Source organism: Rhodoferax sp. GW822-FHT02A01 (genome assembly GCF_038784515.1).
Lineage (GTDB): Bacteria > Pseudomonadota > Gammaproteobacteria > Burkholderiales > Burkholderiaceae_C > Allorhodoferax.
Map to the genome: position 1 here is coordinate 2,774,546 of NZ_CP152376.1, position 22,032 is coordinate 2,796,577.

16 protein-coding genes are annotated in these 22,032 nt (G+C 62.7%); 8 read left to right on the plus strand and 8 right to left on the minus strand.

The features are described from left to right. Positions 1-74 precede the first annotated feature (74 nt). The 7 genes from AAGF34_RS13090 to AAGF34_RS13120 all read left to right on the plus strand — a co-directional run bounded on the left by AAGF34_RS13090 (position 75) and on the right by AAGF34_RS13120 (position 10,637). Positions 75-809 carry a gluconate 2-dehydrogenase subunit 3 family protein gene (locus AAGF34_RS13090; protein ID WP_342616165.1) on the plus strand — a complete coding sequence of 245 codons (735 nt, stop codon included), beginning with the start codon at positions 75-77 and terminating at the stop codon, positions 807-809. 5 nt (positions 810-814) lie between these two features. Then, positions 815-2,587, plus strand: coding sequence for a GMC family oxidoreductase (locus AAGF34_RS13095; RefSeq protein WP_342616166.1), 1,773 nt, complete (start codon positions 815-817; stop codon positions 2,585-2,587). Further along, the gene (locus tag AAGF34_RS13100) at positions 2,584-3,900 is read left to right on the plus strand and encodes a cytochrome c (protein WP_342616167.1); all 1,317 of its coding nucleotides are present in this window, start codon (positions 2,584-2,586) and stop codon (positions 3,898-3,900) included. Before AAGF34_RS13095 ends, AAGF34_RS13100 begins: the two co-directional genes overlap by 4 nt. Positions 3,901-4,123: 223 nt before the next feature. Next, entirely contained in the window at positions 4,124-5,884 is a 1,761-nt protein-coding gene (locus AAGF34_RS13105) for a methyl-accepting chemotaxis protein (RefSeq protein ID WP_342616168.1), read from the plus strand. Further along, positions 5,869-6,684 (plus strand): transporter substrate-binding domain-containing protein, encoded by an 816-nt coding sequence (locus AAGF34_RS13110; RefSeq protein WP_342616169.1) that lies wholly within the window; start codon positions 5,869-5,871, stop codon positions 6,682-6,684. The genes AAGF34_RS13105 and AAGF34_RS13110 overlap by 16 nt, the downstream gene beginning before the upstream one ends. A gap of 28 nt (positions 6,685-6,712) precedes the next feature. Beyond that, positions 6,713-9,874, plus strand: coding sequence for an EAL domain-containing protein (locus AAGF34_RS13115; RefSeq protein ID WP_342616170.1), 3,162 nt, complete (start codon positions 6,713-6,715; stop codon positions 9,872-9,874). 7 nt (positions 9,875-9,881) lie between these two features. Beyond that, positions 9,882-10,637, plus strand: coding sequence for a transporter substrate-binding domain-containing protein (locus AAGF34_RS13120; protein ID WP_342616171.1), 756 nt, complete (start codon positions 9,882-9,884; stop codon positions 10,635-10,637). 35 nt (positions 10,638-10,672) lie between these two features. On the opposite strand, the gene AAGF34_RS13125 is transcribed toward AAGF34_RS13120, so the two are convergent. Further along, positions 10,673-11,683, minus strand: coding sequence for a hypothetical protein (locus tag AAGF34_RS13125; RefSeq protein ID WP_342616172.1), 1,011 nt, complete (start codon positions 11,681-11,683; stop codon positions 10,673-10,675). Between the two features lie 56 nt (positions 11,684-11,739). Between AAGF34_RS13125 and AAGF34_RS13130 the strand changes: the two genes are divergently transcribed. Continuing rightward, positions 11,740-12,726 carry a TraB/GumN family protein gene (locus AAGF34_RS13130; protein ID WP_342616173.1) on the plus strand — a complete coding sequence of 329 codons (987 nt, stop codon included), beginning with the start codon at positions 11,740-11,742 and terminating at the stop codon, positions 12,724-12,726. A gap of 11 nt (positions 12,727-12,737) precedes the next feature. Here the strand turns inward: AAGF34_RS13130 and AAGF34_RS13135 are convergent, their stop codons facing one another. From AAGF34_RS13135 to AAGF34_RS13165, 7 genes are all read right to left on the minus strand, one after another. Next, positions 12,738-12,962 carry a formate dehydrogenase subunit delta gene (locus tag AAGF34_RS13135; RefSeq protein WP_342616174.1) on the minus strand — a complete coding sequence of 75 codons (225 nt, stop codon included), beginning with the start codon at positions 12,960-12,962 and terminating at the stop codon, positions 12,738-12,740. A 2-nt stretch (positions 12,963-12,964) separates the two neighbouring features. Then, a complete protein-coding gene (gene fdhD / locus AAGF34_RS13140; RefSeq protein ID WP_342616175.1) occupies positions 12,965-13,795 on the minus strand; it encodes a formate dehydrogenase accessory sulfurtransferase FdhD in 831 nt (276 codons plus the stop codon). A gap of 7 nt (positions 13,796-13,802) precedes the next feature. Then, on the minus strand, positions 13,803-16,694 hold the full coding sequence (gene fdhF, locus AAGF34_RS13145) for a formate dehydrogenase subunit alpha (RefSeq protein ID WP_342616176.1): 2,892 nt from the start codon (positions 16,692-16,694) through the stop codon (positions 13,803-13,805). A 23-nt stretch (positions 16,695-16,717) separates the two neighbouring features. After that, complete coding sequence (locus AAGF34_RS13150) at positions 16,718-18,274, minus strand: NADH-quinone oxidoreductase subunit NuoF (protein ID WP_342616177.1); 1,557 nt, start codon at positions 18,272-18,274, stop codon at positions 16,718-16,720. After that, a complete protein-coding gene (locus AAGF34_RS13155; RefSeq protein WP_342616178.1) occupies positions 18,271-18,783 on the minus strand; it encodes a formate dehydrogenase subunit gamma in 513 nt (170 codons plus the stop codon). Before AAGF34_RS13155 ends, AAGF34_RS13150 begins: the two co-directional genes overlap by 4 nt. Positions 18,784-18,923: 140 nt before the next feature. After that, the gene (locus AAGF34_RS13160; protein ID WP_342616179.1) at positions 18,924-19,865 is read right to left on the minus strand and encodes a LysR family transcriptional regulator; all 942 of its coding nucleotides are present in this window, start codon (positions 19,863-19,865) and stop codon (positions 18,924-18,926) included. Between the two features lie 30 nt (positions 19,866-19,895). Continuing rightward, entirely contained in the window at positions 19,896-21,815 is a 1,920-nt protein-coding gene (locus tag AAGF34_RS13165) for a sigma-54-dependent Fis family transcriptional regulator (protein WP_342616180.1), read from the minus strand. Between the last annotated feature and the right edge of the window lie 217 nt (positions 21,816-22,032).

Genomic DNA, 22,032 nt, shown 5'->3' on the forward strand with positions numbered 1-22,032 from the left:
CTATCGGTTGGGTTGAGCGATTTCGGTGCGCCAACGCACGGAGCCGTGCCAGTGCCGGGCAGTAACCTGAGCCCATGAACACCCCACCCAACCAGGCGCTCAGTCGCCGCATTTTTCTGCGCAAGTCCGTGGTCATACTGCCCACGGCTACATTGGTGCTGACTAGCGCTGCACAGGAAAAGGGGAGTGCCGCTGCCACGGACAAGACAGGCGCCACGTCGTCCACGGCAACCTACCAACCGGCCTACTTCCATCCGACTGAATGGGTATTCCTTCAGGCTGCCGTGGCACGTCTGATTCCCGCCGACGACAGTGGCCCGGGTGCACTGGAAGCGGGTGTTCCGGAATTCATTGATCGCCAGATGGACGCCATCTTTGGCAACGCTGCGCTCTGGTACATGCAGGGGCCGTATGTAGAGTCCCCGCCGGAGTTCGGCTACCAGGACCGGTTGCCACCACGCGATGTGTACCGTGCAGGCATTGCAGCAACCGACCGCTATTGCGAAACCCAGCTGGGCAGCAAGACCTTCGCGCTGCTGCAGCCGGCTGCGCAGGACAAGCTGCTGCAGGGGTTGGAGTCCGGTGCCATCGCACTGGAAGGGGTCAACGCACGGGCCTTCTTTGGCTTTCTGCTGCAGAACACACGGGAAGGCTATCTGAGCGACCCCATGCACGGCGGCAACAAGAATGCAGCGGCTTGGAAGATGATCGGTTTTCCGGGGGCACGTGCCGACTATGCCGATTGGGTAGGGCGGCCCGGCGAACGCTATCCGCTACCGCCCGTCAGCATCAATGGTCCGCAGGGGTGAATGCCATGGCTAGCAAAAAGATGCCCAAGGTCGATGCCGTTCTGGTGGGGTTTGGCTGGACCGGCGCCATCATGGGCATGGAGCTCACCCAGGCGGGCCTGCATGTGCTGGCGTTGGAGCGCGGCGAAATGCGCGACACCAACCCGGACTTCGCCTATCCGCGCATCACCGACGAGTTGACCTATGGCATACGCGGCAAACTGTTCCAGAACCTGGCCAAAGAGACGGTGACGGTGCGCCACGGCCTTGGAGACACCGCAGTACCGTACCGGCAACTAGGCTCGTTCCTGCCTGGTGAAGGTGTGGGCGGCGCCGGTGTGCACTGGAACGGTCACCACTGGCGGCCCTTGCCAGACGACTTGCGCATACGCAGTCGCTATGCCGAACGCTATGGCAAGAACTTCATACCCAAGGACTTGCAGATTCAGGACTGGGGTGTGAGCTATGAAGAGCTGGAGCCGTACTTCGACCAGTTCGAAAAAGTCTGCGGAACGTCGGGCAAGGCCGGCAATCTGGGGGGCGTCATCCAGGCGGGCGGCAATCCCTTCGAAGGGACCAGAAGCAACGAGTATCCCCTGCCACCACTGGCCTCGCTCAACAGCGCCTTGCTCTTTGACAGGGCCACGCGTGAGCTGGGCTACCACCCGTTTGCACAAGCGGCGGCCAACGCGTCACGTCCCTATACCAACCCACACGGAGCCCAATTGGGTCCGTGCAATTTCTGCGGCTTCTGTGAGCGCTATGGTTGCTACAACTATGCCAAGGCCTCGCCGCAAACCACGCTGTTGCCCACGCTGCTGCACCGCTCCAACTTCGAGTTGCGCACCCGTGCGCATGTGCTGCGCGTGAACATGGCAGCCGATGGCAAGCACGCCACCGGCGTGACCTACATCGATGCGCAAGGCGCAGAAGTCGAGCAGCCGGCCGACCTGGTGGTGCTGTGTGCCTACCAGTTCCACAACGTGCGGCTGATGCTGCTCTCTGGCATTGGCAAGCCCTACGACCCGGCCAGCGGCAGCGGTGTGGTCGGGCGCAACTACGCCTACCAGCTGGGCGGTGGCGTCAATCTGTTCTTCAACAAGGACCTGCCCATGAATCCTTTCGTGGGCGCGGGCGCCAGCGGCAGCGTGATTGACGACTTTGACGGTGACAACTTCGACCATGGCCCGCTGGGCTTTGTGGGAGGCGCATCCATCAACTGCATCAACACCGGAGGGCGGCCGCTGCAGCAGATGAGCGTTCCCGCCGGCACGCCGGCTTGGGGCACAGGCTGGAAGCGCGCCATCAAGGACAACTACCTCTACACCACCAGCGTGGGCAGTCAGGGCTCGGTCATGGCCTACCGCGACAACTACCTGGACCTGGACCCCACCTACAAGGACGTATACGGGCAGCCGCTGCTGCGTATGACCTTTGACTGGAAGCCCAATGACATTGCCATGAGCCAGTTCGTCGTGGGCAAGATCGAGGGAATTGCAAAGGCCATGGGACCGCGTGAAGTCACGGTCAGCGTCAAGAAGCCGGGCGACCACTACGACTTGCGTGCCTACCAGTCCACCCACAACACGGGCGGCGCGCCCATGGGTACGGACCCGGCCACCAGCGCCGTGAACCGCTACCTGCAGAGCTGGGACGTGCCCAATGTGTTTGTGATGGGTGCCAGTGCCTTTCCGCAGAACTTCGGCTACAACCCCACCGGCATGGTGGCGGCACTGGCCTATTGGTCGGCAGCGATGATCAAGGACCGTTACCTCAAGAATCCCGGAGCGCTGGCATGAACCGGCTCCTGCGCTGCTGCCTTGCCCTGCTCCTGATTGGGGCAACATCTGCCTTCGCAGCCACCGCTCCATCGGATACCGACGTGCAGCGTGGCGAGTATCTGGCACGCGCGGCTGACTGCATCAGTTGCCATACCCGCGCAGGCGGCTTGCCGTTTGCGGGCGGGCTGGCGATGGCCACGCCCTTCGGCACCATCGTCTCCACCAACATCACACCGGACCGCACCAGCGGCATCGGCAACTACAGTGCCGAAGAGTTTTCCAGAGCGCTGCGCCAGGGGCGTGCCAAGGATGGCCACTACCTCTACCCCGCCATGCCCTATGTGCAGTTCACCCGGATGACGGATGCCGACGTGCTCGATCTCTATGCCTACTTCATGAAAGCTGTGAAGCCCGAGCAGCAGGACAATGTGGTCACCCGGCTGGCCTGGCCCTTTAGCATGCGCGGCCTGATGGCACTGTGGAATATGGTCAATCTGCAGGACAGGCGGTTTGCGCCCGTGCTGTCGGCCAGTGCCGAATGGAACCGGGGGGCCTATCTGGTGCAAGGGCTGTCGCACTGCAGTGCCTGTCATACCCCGCGCAACTTCATCGGTGCCGAAAAGGCGTCCAGTGAAAAGGACGGCGCGCACTTTCTTGCGGGGGCATCGATTGACGGCTGGTATGCGCTGCCGCTGCGCGAGCTGGATGAGACCACCCAGGCCGGACTTGCTTCCTGGTCGCAGGCCGCGCTGGTGCAGTACCTGCACACCGGTCGCAATGCGCAGACCGCGGCCTTCGGGGCGATGGCAGGCGTCGTCTCACAGAGCACGCAATACCTCACACTGCCGGACGCCAATGCCATCGCCGTGTACCTCAAGTCATTGGGTGCGAGCGAAGCTGGCGGCAGCAAGCCCGTCGCACCCGATCCGCAGGACCCCACCACGCTGGCCTTGCGTCAAGGGGACATGACCAAGTTGGCGAGTCGACGGGGTGCCTTGATTTACCTCAATAACTGCAGTGCCTGCCACCGCTCGGACGGGCAGGGCGCGGGGCGCACCTTCCCGACGCTGTCGCACAGCAGCGCCGTTGCTGCGGGCGACACCACGTCGCTGGTGCGCATCGTGCTGCAGGGTTCTGCCATGCCTTACACCGTGACGGCACCGTCCGAACTGGGCATGCCGCCCTTTGGCTGGCGCCTGAGCAACACGGATATTGCCGACGTCCTGAGCTTTGTACGCAGCAGCTGGGGCAACAACGCGGACGCAGTCACCGCGCAATCGGTCGCGCAGGTCAGAAGTGCCAGCAAAGTGATCCAAGCAACGGACAGGTAAGTGCCATCCCCACATAGTGGCTTCAGATGTAGGCACCTGCATGCCTTGCAGCCTGTTTCAGCCCAACATTACGGCCGTTTCCTGATCCAGGACCTGACGGAAAAACCGCCGGTCTAGCCTCGAAAAAGGTCCACCCAGACAGGCGGCCGATAGGGGTAAACATTCACTGGCTATGCGGGTTAAGCAGGAGTAGTATTGCAAAAAAATAATTGGAGACTCGCATATGACCAAACTCAAGTTGGGTGCCAAGTTGGGTCTTGCATTTGCAGCGATGGCGCTGCTGACGATCGCGTTGGGAGTCTTCGCGATCACGCGACTTTCTCTGATCCAGTCTGCGTTGGTCGATCTCGGCGACAACTCCTTGCCCAGTGTCATAGTCATCTACAACATCAAGGGAAAAGTCAGTGACGTGCGCCGACTGGAAACCCAGTTTCTGGTCGCTGACGCCAAGGAGCAGGAGGCACTCAAGGGACGTATAGAGAAGTCGATGACCGAGGCCAAGGCACTTCTCAAATCCTACGAACCACTGATCTCCACACCGGAAGACGGTGACTTGTTCAAGGACGACATGGCCAAGACACAGGCCTATATGGATACCACGGCGAAGCTGGTCCCCATGGCCATGCAAGGTGAGCAAGGTCTGAAGGATGCAATCGCATTGCTGTTCGCCGATTCCCGCAAGAACTTCTCTGCAGCCAGCGCCGCACTGGATGAACATGTCAAGTTCAACGTCAAGCTGGCCAACGATGCCGCTGCTGCGGGCATGGCCAACGCCAGCATTGCCCGTACCGCCACCGAGATTGCCATTGCCGTCGTGGTCCTGCTGGCGGTTGCGCTGGGGTGGGTCGTCACCCGGATGATTGTGGGGCCGGTCAGAAAGGCCAGCGACGCGGCAGCGGTGGTGGCCTCGGGCGACCTGTCGCAGGCGATTGATGCGAAGGGGCACGACGAAATCGCCGAGTTGCTCAAGAGCATTCAGACCATGCAGCACAGCCTGTCCAGAACCGTGGCCGCGGTGCGGCGGGGATCTGACGGAGTGGCCACAGCCAGTGCGGAAATCGCCCATGGCAACAACGACCTGAGTGCACGTACCGAGAATCAGGCCAGCGCACTGGAAGAGACGGCAGCCAGCATGGAGGAACTCAGCACCACGGTGAAGCAGAATTCCGACGCAGCCACGCAGGCCAACAAGCTGGCCCACACCGCGTCCAGTGTCGCGATCCAGGGTGGTGAAGTCGTGGGCCAGGTGGTGGAGACCATGAAAGGCATCAATGATTCCAGCCGCAAGATCAGTGAAATCATTGGCGTCATCGACGGCATTGCCTTTCAGACCAATATCCTTGCATTGAATGCAGCGGTCGAAGCGGCCCGTGCCGGCGAGCAGGGGCGCGGCTTTGCGGTGGTGGCGTCCGAAGTGCGCTCCCTGGCCGGCCGCAGTGCCGATGCAGCCAAGGAGATCAAGTCGCTGATCAATACCAGCGTGGAACGCGTGGAGCAGGGCAGCGTGCTGGTGGACAAGGCCGGCACCACCATGACCGAGGTCGTGTCCAGCATACGCCGCGTGACCGACATCATGGGCGAAATCAGCTCAGCCAGCGTGGAGCAGGCCGCCGGGGTGGCCCAGATCGGTGACGCGGTGAATCAGATGGATCAGGTGACACAGCAAAACGCCGCTCTGGTGGAACAGATGGCTGCGGCTGCCAGCAGCCTGCGGACCCAGGCGCATGACCTGGTGGAGACGGTTGCCGTATTCAAGCTGGACCCCCAATACACCGTGGCTGCAGCAAGTACTCCCATCGCTGCACCCTCTGCAAGCCCCTTGCCCATGGGGGTGCGCAAGGCGGTTGCCGCCCCCGCCACTGCAAAACCCAAGATACAGGCGCCTGCTGCCAAGGCCAAGCCCCAGCCCGTTTTGATTGCGAAGCCGGCTCCCGTAGCGCGGGCGGTTGCAGCAGGAGCGGATGAGGAATGGGAAACCTTCTAAATTGTCGCGGCACAAGATACAGCCTGCGCGTATTCCTGGGCACCCTCGCGTGTGCGTGGATGGGGCTGGCGCATGCGGAGTGCTCACGCCTGGTGCTGACGGCTGATCCGGCCTATCCGCCCTTGCACTGGTATGACGGCAAGACACTGCAGGGCGCCAGCATCGCCATTGCCAGGCGCGTACTGGATGACCTGAAAATACCTTATGAGGTCCGCTACGTGGGGCCGTTTCCTCGCGTGATGCTGCTGGCCCAGCGCGGCGAGGTGGACATGGTGGTGACGCTCAAGAAGTCACCGGAGCGAGAACAGTTTCTGTTGTTCCCCAATACGCCGGCGTTCGCCAACCCGGTGGCGGTATTTGTAGCCCGCAAGCATGCGTTCGTGTTCCATGATCGCAGCGATCTGGTGGGTCTTCGTGGCGGCATCACCAGTGGAAACCTCTTCGGCAACGGCCTGGACGAATACCTGCGGGAACACCTGACGTTTGAAGAGGCCAATTCGCCGGAGAACAATTTCGACAAGCTCAAGCTGGGCCGGATCGACTACTTCATCACCGGGTACTACGCCGGCATGGCGTTCCTGCTCAAGAGGGGCGACGAGGACAAGATCGTGGCCCTGAAGCCGTACGCGGCGGAGACCCTGAACTTCATTGCATTGACGCGCAATGGGCGTTGTGCCGACAAGCTCGCCGCCATAGACGAGCGGCTGGCAGCACTGCGCAAGAGTGGCGCAATAGATGGTTTGATACGGCAAAGCATCCATGCGTGGAAACAGCGCCCAGTCTTGTCCGAAGACCCGTGATGCAACGACCCAGCAGACTGGCTTGTTCATGAAGACCCACGAACGATCCTCCGCCGGGTCACTGGCCGCGTTGCTGGCAGGGCTCAGGGCGCGCAGCCTGAGCGTGGGAATCGTCGTTGCAATGTGCATAGGGCTGCTGGTGCCGGCCATCATCGGCGGCATGTTGTTTGCCGGTTTGCGCCAGCAAAAGATGGCCCGTGAAGCCGAAAGCCATATCGTGGACAAAATGGGTCTGCTGACCAGCAGCCTGGTGGATCCCGTATGGAATGTGGACAGCAAGATGATCGAGACCATTGCGGCCGCCGCACTGCTGGACCCGCAAGTGGTCCGCATCACCATTCGCGACCAGGGTGTGAAGCCCATTCTGAACATCGAACGGCCCGAGCGGCGGCTGGGTGAAGCCCGTGTGCGCAGCAGCGAGCTGATACGCCGCGGAACGGTTCTGGGGTCGGTTGAGCTGGAGATCGACAACGGTCTGCAACAGCGCGAGATCGCGTCTGACCGCAATGCCAATCTGACGGTCTTGCTGGGGCAATTCTTTTTGGCACTGGTACTGATCCTGATTGCGATACGTGTGCGCGTCCTCAAGCCGCTGTCGCGCCTGACGGCGTTTTCCGATCAGCTCGCAGGCGGCAATCTGGACTTGCCATTGGACTGGAGGCAGACGGACGAAATCGGCCGGCTGGCGCAACAGATGGACCAGATGCGCCGGGGTCTGCAAACATCGTTTGCGGAACAGCGCACCATCCTGAACAACGTGGAGGTCGGCGTCCTGTTTGTGCGCAATCGCATCGTCCTGCTTGCCAATCGCTATGCGGAGCAAATGTTTGGCTATGCATCCGGCACGATGGGTGGAATGCACATACGGGAGGTCTACCTGTCTGAAGAGCACCACGCCGATACTGCCCGGAAAATCTATGAGGCGATTGCGTCCTCGACCGGCCGCTATGAAGGGGAGCAGCCGCTCAAGCGGCAGGACGGCACGGTGTTTCTGGCACGCATGCGCGGTTGTGCGCTGGATTCCGCGCAGCCCCTGGAGGGCAGTATCTGGGTGTTTGAGGACATTACCGAGAAGAGGCGGGCGGAAGAGGCCTTGTCGTATTCCAACTCATTGACCAACGCGGTGCTGGAGTCCACCGTGGATGGAATCCTGGTGGTGGACCGTGAGGGAAAAATATCGCGGTGGAACCAGAAGTTCGTGGATCTCTGGCGAGTTCCCCAGGTGCTGTTGAACACCGAGGTGAAGGATCCGGTCCTCGACCATGTCAAGTCACAGGTGGCACAGCCCGAGGTCTTTCTGGAAAAAGTGAAGGAGTTGTATGACCATCCGGACGCGTCGAGCGAGGACACGTTGCTGCTTCTGGATGGACGCGTATTTGAGCGCTATTCGCAGCCGCAAAGAATAGGTGACACCATCGTCGGACGCTTCTGGTCGTTCCGCGACATCACCGGGCGCAAGCAGTCGGAGGAAAAGCTGCTGCTTGCTGCCAGCGTCTTTTCGCACGCCCGCGAGGGCATCATGATCACTGCGGCGGATGGCACCATCATGGATGTCAACGACACCTTCTCCCGCATCACCGGCTATGACCGCAGTGAAACCTTGGGACGCAGGCCCAACATGCTCAAGTCGGGTCTGCATGAGCAGAGCTTCTACGCCGCCCTATGGAAGGATCTGAACGACAAAGGCCATTGGTATGGCGAGCTGTGGAACCGGCGCAAGAACGGCGAGGTCTATCCGGAGATGCTCACCATCAGTGCCGTACGGGACGACGTGCGCAATGTCACCCTGCACTATGTCGCGCTGTTCACCGACATCTCGGCCATCAAGGCGCACGAGAAGCAGCTCGAACACATGGCGCACTTTGATGTGCTGACGGGCTTGCCCAACCGGGTGCTGCTGGCGGACCGTCTGCACCAGGCCATGGTGCAGACCCAGCGGCGCGAGCAACTGCTGGCGGTGGCGTATCTGGACCTGGACGGATTCAAGGCCATCAACGACAGCCATGGCCATGAGATTGGTGACCAGGTACTGATCATTCTTGCCGCACGCATGCAACAGGCCTTGCGTGAAGGCGATACGCTGGCGCGCCTGGGGGGCGATGAATTCGTTGCCGTGCTGCTGGACCTGCCCGACGTTTCCGCCGGCGCCCCGCTGTTGAGCCGCCTGCTGGCGGCAGCCGATGCGCCCTTGCACGTGGGTGAGAAAGTGCTGCAGGTGTCGGCCAGCATAGGCGTCACCTTCTTTCCGCAGGCGGAAGAGGTGGATGCAGATCAGTTGCTGCGCCAGGGCGATCAGGCCATGTACAAGGCCAAGCAGGCCGGCAAGAACCGTTACCACATCTTCGACGCAGACCAGGACCGCAGTCTGCGCGGCTATCACGAGAGTCTGGAACATATACGCCATTCGCTGGCGCTGGGTGAGTTTGTGCTGCACTACCAGCCCAAGGTGAACATGCGCACCGGCGAGGTGGTGGGAGCCGAGGCACTGATTCGCTGGCAACACCCGCAGCGCGGTCTGCTGCCGCCTGCGGTGTTCCTGCCACTCATCGAAGACCATCCGCTGGCGGTTGATGTGGGGGAATGGGTCATTGAATCCGCCCTGATCCAGGTGGAGATCTGGCGTGCGCAGGGCCTGTTCATTCCGGTCAGTGTCAACGTGGGCGCGCGCCAGTTGCAGCAGACGGATTTCGTCGCCCGCTTGCGGGAGAGCCTTGCCCGCCACCCGGACATACCGGCCGGAAGTCTGGAAATGGAAGTGCTGGAGACCAGTGCGCTGGAAGACCTGACACGGATATCGCGCGTCATCGATGCCTGCCGCGACATCGGCGTGATGTTCGCCCTGGATGATTTTGGTACCGGCTACTCCTCACTCACCTATTTGAAGCGGCTGTCGGTTGCCTATCTCAAGATCGACCGTAGCTTTGTGCGCGACATGCTGGATGACCCAGACGATCTGGCCATACTGGAAGGCGTCATCGGGCTGGCGCAGGCCTTCAAGCGCCAGGTCATTGCCGAGGGTGTGGAAACGGTGGAACACGGTGCTGCCCTGCTCAAGCTGGGCTGCGAACTGGGCCAAGGGTTCGGCATTGCCAGACCCATGCCGGGTGCGGATTTCTCTGCCTGGGTCGCGAACTGGCGGCCCGACGCGGCCTGGACCACGCGATCATTGGCATCCGATCTGCTGCCTTGAGAGCGTGATGACCGAGCCCGGCGCGCATCCCGACAGAAGTCGCCACGCAGGCGCGTTGCGGAAGATTGCCAGCTTGGGCTACACCGCCTGCGTGCTGGCGACCGGGGTATTGATCCCTGAGGCACAGGCTGTCAGTCCGGTCCGCCAGCTGACGGTGGGTGTGCCCGCTGCATTGCCGGGATACGAAGTGCTGGACGACAGCCACCTGAAGATCAATGACCCCGCCAAGAGGAGTCTGATGGATTGCGTATCCGGCAAACTCAACGCCCAAATCACCTGGTTGAGTTACCCGACGCGCCGGGTCATCCAGATGCTGCAGGCGCAGGAGCTGGACATGATCTTTCCCATGGGGTTCACGGCCGAGCGTGCCGCCAGCATGTTGCAGAGCAGCCCGATGTGGCAGAACCCGGATGTGTTGGTATCCATGCGTCCGGTGGACATGCGCGACAAGAGCCTGCGCATCGTGGCGCGATTGGGCTCGCCACAGCACGCCGACTATCTCGCCGAAGGCTATGCCAGCGTCAGTGGCGCCTATTCCTATGAGGAACTGCCCCGGCTGCTGGCGCGCGCCCAGGTGGACGTGGTGGTGGTTCCCCGCTCGATCTATGGCGAGCAAAAGAACCTGTGGCCGCCGGGTTCCATAGTGACCGACGGAAGATCCCGAATGACTGGCATCTATCTGAGCAAGCAAGACCCCAAGGGTTTGCTGAAGCCGCTGAACGAGAGCATTGGCCGCTGCAAAGCGAGTGTGGGCAAAAAGTGAGTAGGCGTACCCGGACCAGTCCTGTGCCGGTTTGATCAGGGCAGGGGATCAAACCACAGCTGCGCATTGCTGAAAGGCTGATCGGGCGGAAGGTCCGGGTTGGTGAGCCGGAACAGGCGCCTGTTTTGCAGGTTCAGCGCCTTGATCAGGGGCGCAAAGTTCTGCTTGAATAGTCGGTCCAGCGTTCCATTCCTGACGATGGCATTCATGCCGGTTTCGACCCGATTGGCATGGAGCCGGCCAGTCTCGGTCCTTGGAAACCAGAAATACACCGGCATGGGGTAGTACAGCAGCAGGTCTTTCTCGATGGCCATGCCCGGATACCTTTTCTGCCGCGCCTGGAACTCATCCATCACCTCCGTGGCGCCACGGCCGAATGCATCAAACCGCTTGTTCATCAGCATCTCAAAGAGCCCCTCGTAGCTCACACCCCGCTCAACCTTGAATCCTGCAGTCTTGTAGATGGCAACATCGGACCAGTCCTTGCCCTGACCCATGCTGAATTGACGCAGATCGTCCAGCGTTCTGACTGCGGAGTAGCGGGGCTGGTCTTCCGCGCGGATCAGAAACACCCGGTATCCCACCAAGCCCTTGTCCACCGGTATCTTGACGGCAATCAGATCGCGTTCCAGCTCGGTTGTGCTGTCCAGCACCATGGTGTTGATCTGGCCTCGGGTCTCTTTCATCTCCGCAATCTGCCGGGCCTCCGTCATGTGTTCGGCCATGGTCACCGAATAGTTGCCAAAGGTCGGTCGCGTGGCTTCCAGCGCCGCCTTGAGGACGCTCCAGTGGTATCGGTAGCGTTGGTCACCAGGTGTCTCCGGGCCATTGACGGCAAAGTGCCAAGCCTGTGCCCCATCCGCTGCGTGCGCCACGGGGGCAAGCACTTGGGATAGCGCCAAAGTCAACGCCGGGCCTAGCAAGGCCCGCAGCATGGACCAAGCGTTTTTACGCAAGCAGCAACGAACCACAAAGCGCTTCCACATTCTTCGGGCTCCTGGCAGCGCCGATCGATTGATCTCCATCGGCTTACGAATGGTGATCATGTGGCAGCTTGTCTGCCATTGCAACACCTGCAAACCCGGTAAGGGAGAATGTGCAGATGGACATCCTGCACAAACTCTCCCACCACGGTTCAAAACCTTTTCCCATCCTCATCAAACGCTTGCTGGCCCTGGCCGGAGCCGTGCTGTACCTGACGTGTCAACCTGTGCAGGCGGCTTGCCCGCCCCCTCTACAAGAGCCTTCTGTCGAACAGATCCAGGCAGCGCAACGCGTGGCCAAAGACCGCGGCTTTCTCTGGGAAGTCTCCAAGGCTGGCAGGGTTTCCTACCTCTACGGCACCATCCACGTTGCCAAGCTGGAGTGGGTGTTTCCGGGGCCGCAGTTGGTGCGGGCCGTGCAGGCAAGCGACACCATGGCGCTGGAGCTCAACCTGCTGGATGACGCCACCATGCAATCTATTGCCCAGGAGCGGACCCGGCTGGATGAGGTGCCTCCGCCCGAAGCATTCAGCCAGTGGTCCAAGGCCAAGGCGCGCGAGCTGTGCCTCAATGCCGCAGACCTGGAAAAGGTCAGGCCCGAATACCAGGTGATGGCCATCACCCTGGCGATGGCACGGGGCTACGGGCTGGAGCCCGCGTTCGGCATCGACGCCATGCTGATCCAGGCAGGCCACAAGATGGGCAAGGCGATAGAGGCACTGGAGACTGCAGAGGACCAGTTGCGGGCCCTGCGTGCCAGCAACGCGGACATTGAAGAGGCACTGGCACGGGGCGACTTCACAGCGGAGGAATTCGAGCGCGGGCTGCACATTCTGGTGAAGCTGGCCGACGCCTGGGCTGCCAGCGACCAGACTGCGCTGGATACCTACCCCCAGTGGTGTCAATGCCTGAACAGCGCCATGGAACGACAGGAGATGCAGCGCATGGTGGATGACCGCAACCCCAAGATGGCCGCACGCATAGAAGAGCTCCATGGCGCCGGCCACAAGCTGTTTGTTGCCGTCGGCTCCCTGCACCTGATTGGCGAGAAAGGTTTGCCCGCGCTGCTGGCGCAAAAGGGCTTTGCCGTGAAGCGGATTTTCTGAGACGTGAGGCGCTATTCCACGACCTGTCGGTGCTGCTGAACAGCAGCCAGCAGCAGCGGGTGCACGTTCACCACGTTGCCCGCATCGACGCGGGCCAGAAAGTCGCGGCGCATACGTGGCTCCCAGAATTTCTTCAGGTGGGTGGCCAAGTCGAGCAAGGCCTCCTGCCGGTCGGGCATGCTGTCAAAGAAGGTGGCAATCTGGTTGCCCATGCGGGTGAGGTTGTCTTCTGCCATGGCTATGTTTTCCACTCAAACTGTTCGGGGTGTGTGTAGACCGTCAGGTTGTCGCCCCGGGCGAAGCCCAGCAGCGTGAGGCCCGCTTGCTGTGCCACTTCCACGGCCAGGCCGGTGACGCCCGATACGGCGGCCAGCGTGCCTATGCCGGCGCATGCGGTCTTTTGCACCATCTCGTAGCTGGCCCGGCTGGTGACGGCAACAAAGCCGCTGGCCGCGTCCGCGCGTGCGTGCGCCAGCGCGCCAATGAGCTTGTCCAGCGCATTGTGGCGGCCCACATCCTCGCGCAGTGTCACGATGTTGCCGCTGGGGTCGCACCAGGCCGCGGCGTGGGTGGCGCCGGTAACCGATAGCAGCATCTGGCGCGCGCGCAGGTTCTGCACGGCGCTGGCGACCGCGCTCGCGCCAAAGCGGACATGTTGCGCCTGCGACCGGGGTATGCGCACGGCCTGCGCCAGGCTTTCGGTGCCACACAACCCGCATCCGGTGCGACCTGTGAGGTTGCGCCGCATGTCCTTCAGGCGTGCGAACTGTGAAGCGGCAATCCGGATATGCAACGTGCAGCCCTGCGTTGTGCTGCTGACCTCCAGATCGTGCACTTGCTGTGCGCTTTCCACGATGCCTTCCGACAGGGAAAAGCCCAGCGCGAAGTCTTCCAGGTCATCGGGCGTGGCCATCATCACCGCATGCGAAATGCCGTTGTACTCGAACGCCACGGGCACCTCTTCGGCCACGCAGTCCTGGTCGTGGAAGAGGTAGCCGTCGCGCCTGCCGGTCACCTCCAGCGTGCGGTAGGTGCCGGGGGCTGGCAAGGCCAGGTTGCACATGTCCATGGTGTGCTCAGCGGCCCGTGGTGGTTGCAAAGTCGGGTGCTGCCTCTGGCTGCAGGCCCGCCAGCGTCAGCTGCTCGCGGTTGAAGCGGTTGTAGGACTTCTGCCAGTCCGAGGGCTGCGCCACCGGCATTACCTGCACCGCGGTCACCTTGTACTCGGGGCAGTTGGTGGCCCAGTCGGAGTTGTCGGTGGTGATGACGTTGGCGCCCGACTCGGGGAAGTGGAAGGTGGTGTAGACCACACCGGGCTGCACCCGCTCGGTCACCACGGCACGCAGCACGGTCTGGCCGGCGCGGCTCTCGACGCCCACCCAGTCATCTTCGCGGATGCCGCGTTCTTCCGCGTCGTGCGGGTGGATTTCCAGTCGGTCTTCCCCGTGCCACTGCATGTTTTCGGTCCTGCGGGTCTGTGCGCCTACGTTGTACTGCGACAGGATGCGCCCGGTGGTCAGGATCAGCGGGAACTTGCGCGTGACTTTCTCGTCGGTGGCCACGTACTGTGTGACGATGAAGCGGCCCTTGCCGCGCACAAAGCCGTCCACGTGCATGGTCTCAGTGCCCAACTCCGCCGTGTCTTCGTTGCATGGCCATTGCACGCTGCCGTGCTGCTCGATCTTCTCGTAGCTCACACCGCGGAAGCTGGGGGTGAGTGCGGAGATCTCGGCCATGATTTCGCCGGGGTGGTTGTAGTGCATGGGGTAACCCAGGGCGTTGGACAGCAGCATGGTGATTTCCCAGTCAGAGTAACCCGCCTTGGGTGGCATCACCTTGCGCACGCGCGATATGCGGCGCTCGGCATTGGTGAAGGTGCCGTCCTTTTCCAGGAAGGACGAACCGGGCAGGAACACATGGGCGTACTTGGCCGTCTCGTTGAGGAACAGGTCCTGTACCACGATGCATTCCATGGCCGCCAGTGCTGCCGTCACGTGCTGCGTGTTGGGGTCGCTCTGCACGATGTCTTCGCCTTCGCAGTACAGACCCATGAAGCTGCCTGCTTGCGCCGCGTCCAGCATGTTGGGAATGCGCAGGCCGGGTTCGGGCTCCAGGTGCACGCCCCAGGCCGCCTCGAATTGGCTGCGCACCGTGCTGTCGGAGATGTGCCGGTAGCCCGGCAGCTCATGCGGGAAGGAGCCCATGTCACAGGCGCCCTGCACATTGTTCTGGCCGCGCAGCGGGTTCACGCCCACGCCGGGACGGCCCACGTTGCCGGTGGCCATGGCCAGGTTGGCAATGCCCATCACGGTGGTGGAGCCCTGGGCATGCTCGGTCACGCCCAGGCCGTAGTAGATGGCCGCATTGCCACCGGTGGCATACAGGCGCGCCGCACCGCGCATCAGCTCCGCGGGCACACCGGTGACCTCGGCCATGGCCTCGGGCGAGTTCTCGGGCAGGGCCACAAAGTCGCGCCACTGCTGGAACGACTTGGTGTCGCAGCGCGCGTCGATGTAGTCCTTGGCCAGCAGACCTTCGGTGACCACCACATGGGCCAGCGCGGTGATGACGGCCACGTTGGTTCCGGGGCGCAGTTGCAGGTGGTAATCGGCGCGGATGTGGGGCGCGTCCACCAGATCGATCTGGCGCGGGTCGATCACGATCAGCTTGGCACCGGCGCGCAGGCGCTTCTTCATGCGCGAGGCAAACACCGGGTGTGCGGCCGACGGGTTGGCACCCATCACCAGGATCACGTCGGCTTGTTCCACCGACTTGAAGGTCTGCGTGCCGGCCGAGGTGCCATAGGTCTGGCCCAGCCCGTAACCGGTGGGCGAGTGGCACACGCGTGCGCAGGTGTCCACGTTGTTGTTGCCAAAGGCGGCGCGCACCAGTTTTTGCACCAGGTAGGTTTCTTCGTTGGTGCAGCGCGAGGAGGTAATGCCGCCCACCGAGTCCTTGCCATGCTTGGCCTGGATGCGGCGGAACTCGCTGGCGGCGTAGCCAATGGCTTCTTCCCAGCTGACCTCTTTCCACGGGTCGGTGATGGCCTTGCGGATCATGGGCTTGGTCATGCGATCTTTGTGGGTGGCATAGCCCCAGGCAAAGCGGCCCTTGATGCAGGCGTGGCCTTCGTTGGCCTTGCCGTCTTTCCACGGCACCATGCGCACCACTTCGTTGCCCTTCATCTCGGCCTTGAAGCCGCAACCCACGCCGCAATAGGCGCAGGTGGTGATCTTGCTGTGCTCGGGCTGGCCCAGCTGGATGATGGACTTCTCCTGCAGCGTAGCGGTGGGGCAGGCCTGCACGCAGGCGCCGCAGCTCACACATTCGGACTCCATGAAAGGCTGGTCCTGCCCCGGCGACACGCGCGACTCAAACCCGCGGCCGCTGATGGTCAGCGCGAACGTGCCTTGCACTTCTTCGCAGGCACGCACGCAGCGGTTGCACACGATGCACTTGGAGGCGTCATAGGTGAAGTAGGGGTTGGACTCGTCCTTGGCACTGTCCAGGTGGTGGGCGCCACCGTTCTGGGCACCCACGCCATAGCGCACTTCGCGCAGGCCGGTTACGCCAGCCATGGTCTGCAGTTCGCAGTCGCCGTTGGCCGAGCAGGTCAGGCAGTCCAGCGGGTGGTCGGAGATGTAGAGCTCCATCACACCCTTGCGCAGCTCCTGCAGCTTGGGTGTCTGGGTGCGCACCTTCATGCCGGCTTCGGCCGGTGTGGTGCAGGACGCAGGAAAACCCCTGCGGCCTTCGATTTCCACCAAGCACAGGCGACAGGAGCCAAAGGGTTCCAGCGTGTCGGTGGCGCACAGTTTGGGCACCTGGATGCCGGCGTCCACAGCGGCACGCATCAGCGAAGTGCCCGCAGGCACGGTGACGCGTTCGCCGTCAATTTCCAGCGTCACGTGCTGGGTGGACTCGCGGCGCGGCGTGCCGAAGTCGACAACGGTTTGGTGTTCAAGCATGGTCGATTCCTTGTGGATACGTTTCAGGCAGCCTTGGTCTGGGGCGCGGCCAGACCAAAATCCTGCGGGTAGTGGTTGAGTGCGGACAGGACCGGGTTGGGCGTCATCGAGCCCATGGCGCAGAGCGAGCCGTTCTGCATGGTGTCGCACAGATCGCGCAGCAGCTTGACCTGCTGTGGCCGGTTCTGGTCACCCACCAGCCGGTCTATGACTTCCACGCCGCGGGTGGAGCCGATGCGGCACGGCGTGCACTTGCCGCAGGATTCCACTGCACAGAATTCCATGGCGTAGCGCGCCAGCTGTGCCATGTCGGCGCTGTCGTCATGGACCACGATGCCACCGTGGCCCACCGTGGCGCCAACGGCGGCAAAGGCTTCGTAGTCCATCGGTACATCCCAGTGCTCGGGCGGCACGTAGGAGCCTAGCGGCCCGCCCACCTGCACGGCCTTGACCGGGCGGCCTGAAGCAGTGCCACCGCCGTAGTCAAAAATCAGTTCCCGCAGCGTGACGCCGAAGGCCTTCTCGATCAGCCCGCCGTGTTTCACGTTGCCGGTGAGTTGCATGGGCAGCGTGCCGTGGGAGCGGCCCACGCCATAGTCTTTGTAGAACTTTGCACCTTTGGCCAGGATGAGGGGAACGGTGGCAAAAGTGATGACGTTGTTGATCACCGTGGGTTGGCCAAAGAGTCCGTGGAGCGCGGGAATGGGGGGCTTGGCCCGCACCACGCCGCGCTTGCCTTCGATGCTCTCCAGCATGGCGGTTTCTTCGCCGCATACATAGGCACCGGCGGCCTTGCGCACTTCCAGATGGAAGCGGTGGCCGGTGCCCAGGATGTTGTTGCTCAGGAAGCCGGCTGCTGTGGCAAGCGCCACCGCCTCGCGCATGGTGGCCACGGCGTGTGGGTATTCCGAGCGGATGTAGACATAGCCCTCGGTGGCGCCGACGGCGATGGCGGCAATGGTCATGCCCTCGATCAGCATGAAGGGGTCGCCCTCCATGGTCATGCGGTCGGAGTAGGTGCCCGAGTCCCCTTCATCGGCATTGCACACCACGTATTTTTGATGGCTTGCGGCACCGGCCACCGTCTTCCATTTGATGCCTGCCGGAAAAGCCGCACCACCGCGGCCACGCAGGCCGGAGTCCAGCACCACCTGGATGATTTCTGCGTCCGGGCGTTGCAGTGCGTGGCGCAACCCTTCGTAGCCGCCCAGGCTCTGGTAGTCTTCCAGCGACAGGGGGCGGGTCACACCCATGCGCGCAAAGGTCAGGCGCTCCTGGTGCTTGAGGTAGGGGATTTCCTCCACCGGCCCCAGGCCCAAGGGGTGGGCGCCACCGTGGTGGAATGCGGCGTCGAACAGACTGGGCACGTCTTTGACCTGGACCGGGCCGTAACCGATGCGGCCCTGCGCGGTCTGCACTTCCACCAGCGGCTCCAGCCAGAACAGGCCGCGCGAACTGGTTCTCGCTATCTCAATCGCAATGCCCCGCGCTGCGGCCTGGGTCTGTATGGCTTGCGCCACTTCATCGGCGCCCAATGCCAGAGCAGCGGAGTCGCAGGGAACACAGAGGGTGATGCTCATGCTGCACTCCTTGCGGTGTCCAGCAGGCGGTCGAAGTCGTCGCAGCTGACGCGCGCATGCAGGCGGTCATTCACCACGATGGCCGGAGAGGTGGAGCACAGGCCCAGGCAGTACACGGGCTTGAGTGTGAAGGCCGCATCCGGCGTGGTGGCTCCGTGCAGCGCATCGTCCGCTGTCAGCGACAGGCGCTGGCAGGCGTGGGACCATAAGGCGTCGGCCCCCATCGATTGGCAAGCTTCGGCGCGGCAGACCTGGACCACGTGGCGACCACCGGGCTCCGTCTGGAAGTGGTGGTAGTAGGTGAGCACGCCATGCACCTCGGCGCGCGAGAGCTTGAGCGCCTGTGCAATCGAGGCCACGCAGTCTGCGGGAATGTAGCCCACCGTGTCCTGGATATCGTGCAGCAGGGGCAGTAGGGCGCCCGGCGTATCTTTTCTGGCTTCGATCAGGCGCTGGATCGTCTCGGCATGCGAGGCGCCAACAGTGTCTTTGATCGCTCTTTCGGTCATTTTGTCTCCTGCAGTTTGGCTGTCCACCGAGGGCGGGCAGCGCAGTGTCCAACAGACATGACCTGGCTGGCTAATTTATTCTGCACATGCCCCGATTACCCTGCGTGATGTATGCACCGCCGTGCATAGCAAAAACAGGCCTAGGCGCGCAGCAAACCCGAGTTGCTTTTCACATGGCTGGCCCATGCCGGGTCCGTGGCCAGGCGTAGTGCGGCGCTCAGGGTGTGGCTGGGTTGGTGCGAGTCGACGTAAATCAATCCAATCGGCGTGACCACATCCGGTGCGTTCAGGGGCACGGCCTCCAGCGCGCCATGGCCGTTGAGCACACCGACCAATGCGCCAGGCAGCACGCTGCACACGTTGCCATCCAGCACTGCCAAGCCCAGCGCAAGAATGGAGTTGGTTTCGATGACGGGTTCGACGCGTGCACCGGCCTGTCGGAAGGCATCGTCGACGATAGTGCGGTTGTGCATTTCCGGAGTGAGCAGGCACAAAGCGTGGGAAGCGGCGTCCGCCCAGCGGCACGCCTGCGTGGTGATCTGCAGTCCGCTGGCAGATGCCTGGCTTGCGCGCCGGAGCAGAAAGTAGCGTTCGTCGTACTGCCAGAGCGTGGTCAGTGGCCCGGGCCTGATACGGTCGGTGTAGCCCAGTGCCAGATCGAGCGACAGGTTTTCCAGACCGGTTTCGATGTCCTGCGAACTCAGCGAACGCAAGGTCACCCGTATGCCCGGATGTTTCTTTTGCAGCATGCCGGAAAACCGCGCGGCAATCGGCATGACCGACGGCACGGCACCCAAGGTCAAGGCGCCAGCGGGCGCACTCTCGGCGCTCTTGAGGGACTGCTGCAGCAGCTCCTGCTCGTGCAGCATGCGCTGTGCGGTGAGAAAGATCTGTTCGCCTTCGGGCGTGAAGCTCTCGAAGGCGCGGCCGCGCTTCACGATGGCGGTGCCGAACTCTTTCTCCAGCGCGCGTATGGCATTGGAGAGAGCGGGCTGAGTGACGTGGCAGGCCTCGGCGGCGCGGCCAAAGTGCTTGTGGTGGTGCAGGGCGACCAGATAGCGCAGGGATGTGAAAAGACTCATAAGGTATTGGTGCGCAAGATCGCCGCAGTGTTACTGCGCCTGCATCTTGCGGTACAGGGTCTGGCGGCTGATGCCCAGCGTTCGCGCAGCCAGGGAGATGTTGCCGCGGCTGGCTTCCAGGGCCTGCTTTACCGCATAGCGCGACAGCTCCTGCAGGTTGTGAGGTTCGCGCACTTCGCTGACCTGGCTGGCGCGCGTCTGCGGCGCCAGCAGGTCTTCCACGATGTCATCGGGCAGGTGCTTGAACTCGATGCTGGACTCGTCGTCATCGAGCATGGCGCAGGCCGTGCGCAACACGCTGGCACACTGGCGCAGATTGCCCGGCCAGGCGTACTGGCTCATCTTGTCCAGCACCTGAGGCTGCAGATGGACCGCGCGCTGTGGATGCAGCCCGGCCAGCAGGCGCTCGGCCAGCGCCTGAAAGTCGGTGCGCTCGCGCAGCGCGGGCAGCTGCACCGTCAGGCCGTTGATGCGGTAGTACAGGTCGCTGCGAAAGGCGCCGCGGCTGGCGGCTTCGCGCAGGTTGCAGTGGGTGGCGCACACCAGCGCAAAGTCCACCGCAATCGATTTGCTGCCACCCAGTGGCACCACGGATCTCTCCTGCAGCACCCGCAGCAGACGGGTCTGCATGGACAGGGGCATATCGCCGATTTCATCGAGGAACAGGGTGCCACCATTGGCCTCGCGCAGCTTGCCCAGACTGCCTTCCTTGCGCGCGCCGGTGAAGGCGCCCGGCGCATAGCCAAACAGTTCGGCTTCGATCAGGTTCTCGGGGATGGCGGCGCAGTTGATGGCCACAAACGGGCCGCTGGCGCGCTTGCTGGAGTCGTGCATGGCGCGCGCAAAGTATTCCTTGCCTACGCCAGACTCGCCCTGTATCAGCACCGGGATGGGCTTGTCCAGCACGCGCCGCGCCTTGTCGGCAGCGCCGCGCCATTGCAGGTCGCCGGTGTCCAGTGCAGTCAGGGCGTCTTTGGCCACTGCAGGGGCAGCGCTTGCGGGTACCAGAATCTGCGGTGGCAGGGCGGCGGCATCGGCCTGCATCTGGACAAAGAGCGTAGTGCCGTCATGCAGATGCACTTGCAAGGCCTGAGCTGGCCTTTGGCGGTGCCGCGTCAGCAGGTCCGATAGGCGCACGTCCAACACACTGCCGAGTTGCGTGGCACCTATGGCTTTGGCGTTCATGCGCAACAGCGACAGCGCCTGCCGGTTGGCGCCGATGATCCAGCCGTCGTCCGACAAGGTGGCAATGCCTTCGGCCACGGTGCCTATGCCTTCGGCGCGCGCATGCATGTGGATGCGCAGATGCCGCTTGGAAGTGGCAATCATGAGCCGGTTCTCGATCATGCGAGCAGCGGTGCTCACCAAGCCCAGTGTCATGGGGTGGCCGCTGTGTTGTTCGCCCGAGATGTCCAGGATGCCAATGACATTGCCACAGGAAGACATGATGGGTGCGGCCGCGCAGGTCAGAAAGCCGTTGCGCTCCAGAAAGTGTTCGGCGCCGTGGATTTCCACCGGGCTCTCTTCGGCAATGGCGGTTCCTATCGCGTTGGTTCCGCGGTGCTCTTCGCGCCAGGAAGCGCCGGCCGTGAGCGATACACGCTCAGCCTTGGACAGGAAGAAGGGATCGCCCAGGGTGTGCATCAGGGTGCCACGGCTGTCGGCCAGTATCACCACATTCTGGATATGGCGCACCTGCTCGAACAGGTACTCCATCACCGGTCGGGAGTGGGCCAGCAATTCGTGGTTGCGTGCCAGCGACTGGCGCAGTTCGCTGTCAGCGGCGTGGTCGGTGGCGGTGAGCCGCCCCATGGGCAACAGGCCCGCAGCCAGGCTGCGTTGCCAGGAGTGCCACAGGCGTTCATTCACCGTGCCGGGCAAGGGCGTGCCATGTTCAATGAGGTGTTGCCGCGCCTGACGCAGCACCGGTGTCGGTGTTGAATGTTTCATGCTGTCTCCTCGGCCGGGCTGCGATGTCCCGGCTCTTGCGTGCGGCCAGTGTAGGAGAGCCGGGGTGCATCCCTCGCCGCTTGCTTCGCATTGTCCGTTCAACTGTCACGTTTCTGGACAGTTGTCCGAAGGCGGACAGCTGCATGTTGCATTTGTGCCTATGCATGTGCACGCATAGGTGGCAATAAGCCCAATGAAATCAACGCTGTAGGTTTTG

What these genes read in the sequence shown, in the direction of transcription:
- AAGF34_RS13090 (WP_342616165.1), top strand. Translation starts at nt 75, where the DNA reads ATGAACACCCCACCCAACCAGGCGCTCAGTCGCCGCATTTTTCTGCGC.
- AAGF34_RS13095 (WP_342616166.1), top strand. Translation starts at nt 815, where the DNA reads ATGGCTAGCAAAAAGATGCCCAAGGTCGATGCCGTTCTGGTGGGGTTT.
- AAGF34_RS13100 (WP_342616167.1), top strand. Translation starts at nt 2,584, where the DNA reads ATGAACCGGCTCCTGCGCTGCTGCCTTGCCCTGCTCCTGATTGGGGCA.
- AAGF34_RS13105 (WP_342616168.1), top strand. Translation starts at nt 4,124, where the DNA reads ATGACCAAACTCAAGTTGGGTGCCAAGTTGGGTCTTGCATTTGCAGCG.
- AAGF34_RS13110 (WP_342616169.1), top strand. Translation starts at nt 5,869, where the DNA reads ATGGGAAACCTTCTAAATTGTCGCGGCACAAGATACAGCCTGCGCGTA.
- AAGF34_RS13115 (WP_342616170.1), top strand. Translation starts at nt 6,713, where the DNA reads ATGAAGACCCACGAACGATCCTCCGCCGGGTCACTGGCCGCGTTGCTG.
- AAGF34_RS13120 (WP_342616171.1), top strand. Translation starts at nt 9,882, where the DNA reads ATGACCGAGCCCGGCGCGCATCCCGACAGAAGTCGCCACGCAGGCGCG.
- AAGF34_RS13125 (WP_342616172.1), bottom strand. Translation starts at nt 11,683, where the DNA reads ATGATCACCATTCGTAAGCCGATGGAGATCAATCGATCGGCGCTGCCA.
- AAGF34_RS13130 (WP_342616173.1), top strand. Translation starts at nt 11,740, where the DNA reads ATGGACATCCTGCACAAACTCTCCCACCACGGTTCAAAACCTTTTCCC.
- AAGF34_RS13135 (WP_342616174.1), bottom strand. Translation starts at nt 12,962, where the DNA reads ATGGCAGAAGACAACCTCACCCGCATGGGCAACCAGATTGCCACCTTC.
- fdhD (WP_342616175.1), bottom strand. Translation starts at nt 13,795, where the DNA reads ATGGACATGTGCAACCTGGCCTTGCCAGCCCCCGGCACCTACCGCACG.
- fdhF (WP_342616176.1), bottom strand. Translation starts at nt 16,694, where the DNA reads ATGCTTGAACACCAAACCGTTGTCGACTTCGGCACGCCGCGCCGCGAG.
- AAGF34_RS13150 (WP_342616177.1), bottom strand. Translation starts at nt 18,274, where the DNA reads ATGAGCATCACCCTCTGTGTTCCCTGCGACTCCGCTGCTCTGGCATTG.
- AAGF34_RS13155 (WP_342616178.1), bottom strand. Translation starts at nt 18,783, where the DNA reads ATGACCGAAAGAGCGATCAAAGACACTGTTGGCGCCTCGCATGCCGAG.
- AAGF34_RS13160 (WP_342616179.1), bottom strand. Translation starts at nt 19,865, where the DNA reads ATGAGTCTTTTCACATCCCTGCGCTATCTGGTCGCCCTGCACCACCAC.
- AAGF34_RS13165 (WP_342616180.1), bottom strand. Translation starts at nt 21,815, where the DNA reads ATGAAACATTCAACACCGACACCGGTGCTGCGTCAGGCGCGGCAACAC.